Here is a 4,650-nt window from a genome sequence, read left to right as displayed (position 1 = left end):
TCTGATGGAGTCAAAACAGCCGTTGGTTCGTCAAAAATAAGAATATCAGCTCCCCGATAAAGGGTTTTTAAAATTTCTACACGTTGTTGGGCTCCAACTGAGATGTCTGCCACTTTGGCAGAAGGGTCCACAGCTAAGCCATAACGTTCAGAAAGAGCCTTGATTTCTTTGCTAGCTCCAGCGATATCTAGCACACCATTTTTAGTCAATTCACTACCTAAAATGATGTTTTCAGCCACCGTGAAAGCCTCTACCAACATAAAGTGCTGGTGAACCATTCCGATTCCCAAGCCAGCTGCTTTAGATGGGGAGTCGAGGTTGACAACTTGACCGTTGACCGCGATTTCACCACTAGTTGGTTCAAGAAGGCCTGCTAACATGTTCATGAGCGTGGACTTACCAGCCCCATTTTCTCCTAAAAGTGCATGAATTTCACCTTTTCGTAGGTGCAGGTTGATTTTGTCGTTGGCAACAAATTCACCAAACACCTTGGTAATATCACGCATCTCAATGACATTTTCGTGTGCCATGTGCTCTTCCTTTCAGAGTCTTATTTTATTTCAATAAAACTTGCTAGTTTGTCTAGTAGCAAGCTTTACTGAGACAAAATGACTTTGTCTCAACTCTTAAAAAGCGACCGATGGCCGCTTCCTAAGAAATAACTTCCATCCATTATTTTGCAGGAACTTTTACGCTTCCATCAAGGATTTTAGCTTTAGCATCTTCGACAGCTTTTTTACCTTCTTCTGAAAGGTTAGTTGTTACCAAGTCAACCCCTTTATCTTTCAATGAGTAAACGATCACTTGACCGCCAGGGAATTCACCTTTTTCTGCCTTGTTAGAAATATCTTTTACAGTTGTACCAACTTGTTTCAAAGTAGATGCAAGAACAAAGTTTGATTCTTTGCCATCTTTAGAAGTGTATTTACCTTCTGCTTCTTGGTCACGGTCAACACCGATAACCCAAACTTTTTCATTTTCAGGACGGCTTTCGTTGAGTGATTTTGCTTCTGCAAAGACACCAGCACCTGTACCACCAGCTACTTGGTAAACAATATCTGCACCGGCTGCGTATTGTGCAGCTGCAATTGTTTTACCTTTAGCAGCATCACCAAATGAACCAGCGTAGTCAACTTGGACTTTGATAGATGGGTCTACTGACGCAACACCAGCCTTGAATCCTGCTTCAAAACGAGAGATAACTTCTGACTCCTGCCCACCTACAAAACCAACTTGTTTTGTCTTAGTTGTTTTTGCTGCAGCTACACCTGCAAGGTAACCTGACTCATTATCAGCGAAAGTTACGCTCGCAACATTCTTTTGATCTTTAATCACATCATCAATCAAGACATAGTTCAAATCAGTGTGCTCTGCTGCTGCATCTTTAACTGCATTGTGAAGGGCAAAACCAACACCGAAGATTAGGTTGTAACTTCCAGCCGCTTGTTGCAAGTTGTTAGCGTAGTCAGCTTCACTTGTTGATTGGAAGTAAGTGAAACCGTTATCTTTTGAAAGATTGTGTTCTTTACCCCAAGCCTGCAAACCTTCCCAAGCTGATTGGTTGAATGATTTGTCATCAACACCACCAGTATCAGTGACGATTGCTGCTTTTGTCTTCACATCAGAAGATGAATCTGCCTTACGAGAAGAGCGGTTACCACATGCAGCAAGTCCAACTGCTGCCACTGCTACTAGGCCAAGACCTAGCCATTGTTTCTTGTTCATTACTGAACCTCCTAAATAAGATGTGCAACGATGTTGCAAGTATGGATTGGTTGGCCACAAGGACCGTGCCACTCAAAGAGCGACTCAGACTAGTTTAAGTCTGTAAAAGAATATGGAAGTAATTCCCCGACCGTCATCTCGACCGTCGATTTATCTTTTGCGACTAAGGTCACTTTTAGATCTTGTTCAAAAAATTCGACCATTACTTGGCGACAAGCACCACATGGTGAAATTGGTTTTTCAGTTTGACCATAAACAATCAGCTCTGAAAACTCTCTTTGCCCTTCAGATACAGCCTTAAAAATGGCTGTTCTCTCACCGCAATTGGTCAAAGGATAGCTAGCATTTTCGATATTCACTCCCGTGTAAACACTTCCGTCTTTTGCCACTAAAACTGCTCCGATAGGAAAGTGAGAATAGGGGACATAGGCCTGTTTGCTGGTTTCAATTGCCAATTCAATCAACTCAGTAGTCGCCATCTGCCAATTCTCCTTTTAGAATTGCTACTCCAGCTGACGTTCCAATACGGGTCGCCCCTGCTTCCACAAAGGCAAGAGCATCCTCATAAGAACGAGCTCCACCAGCAGCCTTGACACCCATATCAGGCCCAACTGTTTCACGCATCAATTGAACATCTGCTATCGTAGCGCCACCAGTTGAAAAGCCAGTTGAAGTTTTTACGAAGTCAGCTCCTGCTTTTTGGGCTAATTGACAAGCCACAACTTTTTCTTGATCTGTCAGAAGGCAAGCTTCAATAATGACTTTCACTAACTTGTCACCACTTGCTTCCACGACTGCGCGAATATCTGACTCTACCAAGGCTAAATTACCTGATTTGAGAGCCCCAACATTGATTACCATGTCAATCTCGTCAGCCCCATTTTGGATAGCTTCTTTTGTTTCAAAAGCTTTCACGGCTGAAGTTGTTGCTCCCAGAGGGAAACCTACTACTGTGCAGACCTTGACATCTGTGCCTTCAAGCCCTTTTTTAGCATGTTCAACCCAGGTCGGATTAACGCAAACACTGGCAAAATCATACTCCCTAGCCTCAGACAACAAACAATCAATTTGATTTTCTGTTGCATCTTGTTTTAAAAGCGTATGATCGATATATTTATTTAATTTCATATTCGGATTCTCCTGCGGTTTATGAGATAATTTCTATAATTTCTCGTAAACTTTGCACCCTATCATTTATTTTAACATATTTTTGAAAATCTGTAACTAGCTGAGGAGAAATTTTTCCATTTGTGTATACTTTTGCAACAATTTCTCCCTTTTGAACAGAATCTCCAACTTTCTTTTCAAAAACAATTCCTGTTTCATAGTCCAAGGCATCAGACTTGACTGCATGGCCTGCTCCCAGTCTCATAGCATAAAGCCCAAATTCCATAGCTGGAAGAGCTGAGATAATACCCGTTTCCTGGGCAGGGATTTCCACCACATGGGCAACATTGACAGGACGATAGAGGTCTTCCAAGTCTCCACCTTGGGCTTGGACCATCTCCTCAAACTTAGCCAATGCTTGACCATTTTCAAGATGTTGGCGAACTTCTTCAACTGTCTTGTTTACATTTGCCAGGCCAAGCATAATTTGAGCCAATTCACAGATAAAGTGGGTAATATCCTGACGGCCTTGACCTTGTAAAATCTCCAATGCTTCAAGGATCTCCAGACGATTTCCAATCGCTCGTCCCAAAGGCTGGCTCATATCGGTAATCACTGCTACCGTTTTTCTACCAACTGCCTTACCAAGATCCACCATGGTTTGAGCCAGTTCACGCGCCTCATCAACTGTCTTCATGAAGGCACCCTCACCGACAGTCACGTCTAGTAAAATAGCATCCGCCCCTGCCGCGATTTTCTTGCTCATTACCGAACTCGCAATCAAAGGAATCGTGTCGACAGTTGCAGTCACATCACGAAGGGCGTAGAGAAGCTTATCCGCTTTGACCAGCTGGTCTGATTGCCCAATGACAGATACACCAATATCCTGAACCTGACGAATAAAATCTTCTTGACTACGCTCTACTTGATAGCCCTTAATGGACTCCAATTTATCAATTGTCCCACCAGTATGGCCGAGACCACGACCACTCATTTTGGCTACAGGCACACCAAAGCTAGCAACAAGAGGAGCCAAAATCAAGGTTACCTTATCACCAACACCACCCGTAGAATGCTTGTCAACCTTAACCCCATCAATAGCTGATAAATCAAACTCTTGCCCAGTCCTAACCATATTCATAGTTAAATCTGAGATTTCTCGGGTCGTCATTCCTTTGAAATAAACAGCCATAGCAAAAGCAGACATCTGATAATCAGGAACAGTTCCTGATACATAGCCTTCAACTAGCCATTCAATTTCACTCGAAGTCAGTTCTTGACCGTCTCGTTTTTTTTGGATTAAATCAACTGCTCTCATTCTTTCACACTTCTAAGGATATAGTATCCCTTATCTTTTTTGACGATTTCACAATTGCCAAACACATCTTCCATCTTAGACTTGGCACTTGGAGCCCCTTGTTTCTTCTGGATAACGATTGTTAAATCTCCACCAGTTTCCAAGAAATCTTTACTTTTCTCGATGATTTCATGAACGACTTGCTTTCCTGCACGGATAGGAGGATTAGAAATGACGTGATCAAAATTCCCTTCAACTTGTTCATAGATGTTAGACTGGAAAATCGTCGCTTCTACTTTATTTCGTTCAGCATTTTGTCGCGCCAAATCCAAGGCACGATTATTGATATCGACCATGGTCGCCTGAACGCCGTAAACCTTGACTAAGGACAAACCTAATGGCCCATAACCACAGCCGACATCTAGGACTGTCTCTCCTTGGTTGACCTCCAGACACTTGAGCAAAAGCTGACTTCCGAAGTCAACCATCTTCTTGCTAAAAACACCTGCATCCGTCAGAAA

Annotated in this window: 6 protein-coding genes; all 6 read right to left on the bottom strand. The window is 42.8% G+C overall.

Features of this window, described 5'->3' with window-relative positions; all coding sequences use genetic code 11:
* A partial coding sequence (locus SMIDD26_RS11560; RefSeq protein ID WP_134990191.1) for an ATP-binding cassette domain-containing protein occupies positions 1-530 on the bottom strand: 530 nt, incomplete at its 3' end.
* Between the two features lie 142 nt (positions 531-672).
* On the bottom strand, positions 673-1,725 hold the full coding sequence (locus SMIDD26_RS05340) for a BMP family lipoprotein (RefSeq protein ID WP_049543026.1): 1,053 nt from the start codon (positions 1,723-1,725) through the stop codon (positions 673-675).
* 89 nt (positions 1,726-1,814) lie between these two features.
* The gene (locus tag SMIDD26_RS05335; protein WP_000246113.1) at positions 1,815-2,204 is read right to left on the bottom strand and encodes a cytidine deaminase; all 390 of its coding nucleotides are present in this window, start codon (positions 2,202-2,204) and stop codon (positions 1,815-1,817) included.
* On the bottom strand, positions 2,191-2,853 hold the full coding sequence (gene deoC, locus SMIDD26_RS05330) for a deoxyribose-phosphate aldolase (protein WP_061439361.1): 663 nt from the start codon (positions 2,851-2,853) through the stop codon (positions 2,191-2,193). The genes SMIDD26_RS05335 and deoC overlap by 14 nt, the downstream gene beginning before the upstream one ends.
* 19 nt (positions 2,854-2,872) lie before the next feature.
* A complete protein-coding gene (locus SMIDD26_RS05325; protein WP_061439360.1) occupies positions 2,873-4,150 on the bottom strand; it encodes a pyrimidine-nucleoside phosphorylase in 1,278 nt (425 codons plus the stop codon).
* Positions 4,147-4,650, bottom strand: a 504-nt coding sequence (locus SMIDD26_RS05320) for a class I SAM-dependent methyltransferase (RefSeq protein WP_061439358.1), incomplete at its 5' end; no start/stop codon positions are given. The genes SMIDD26_RS05320 and SMIDD26_RS05325, both read right to left, overlap by 4 nt.

The organism is Streptococcus mitis, from assembly GCF_001579035.1.
Lineage (GTDB): Bacteria > Bacillota > Bacilli > Lactobacillales > Streptococcaceae > Streptococcus > Streptococcus mitis_J.
Note: the sequence above shows the minus strand (reverse complement) of the source record. Positions and strands in the feature narration are given on the sequence as shown.

Bases quoted from the DNA above. Each gene is read 5' to 3' on its own strand.
- SMIDD26_RS05340 (WP_049543026.1), bottom strand. From the start codon at position 1,725: ATGAACAAGAAACAATGGCTAGGTCTTGGCCTAGTAGCAGTGGCAGCA.
- SMIDD26_RS05335 (WP_000246113.1), bottom strand. From the start codon at position 2,204: ATGGCGACTACTGAGTTGATTGAATTGGCAATTGAAACCAGCAAACAG.
- deoC (WP_061439361.1), bottom strand. From the start codon at position 2,853: ATGAAATTAAATAAATATATCGATCATACGCTTTTAAAACAAGATGCA.
- SMIDD26_RS05325 (WP_061439360.1), bottom strand. From the start codon at position 4,150: ATGAGAGCAGTTGATTTAATCCAAAAAAAACGAGACGGTCAAGAACTG.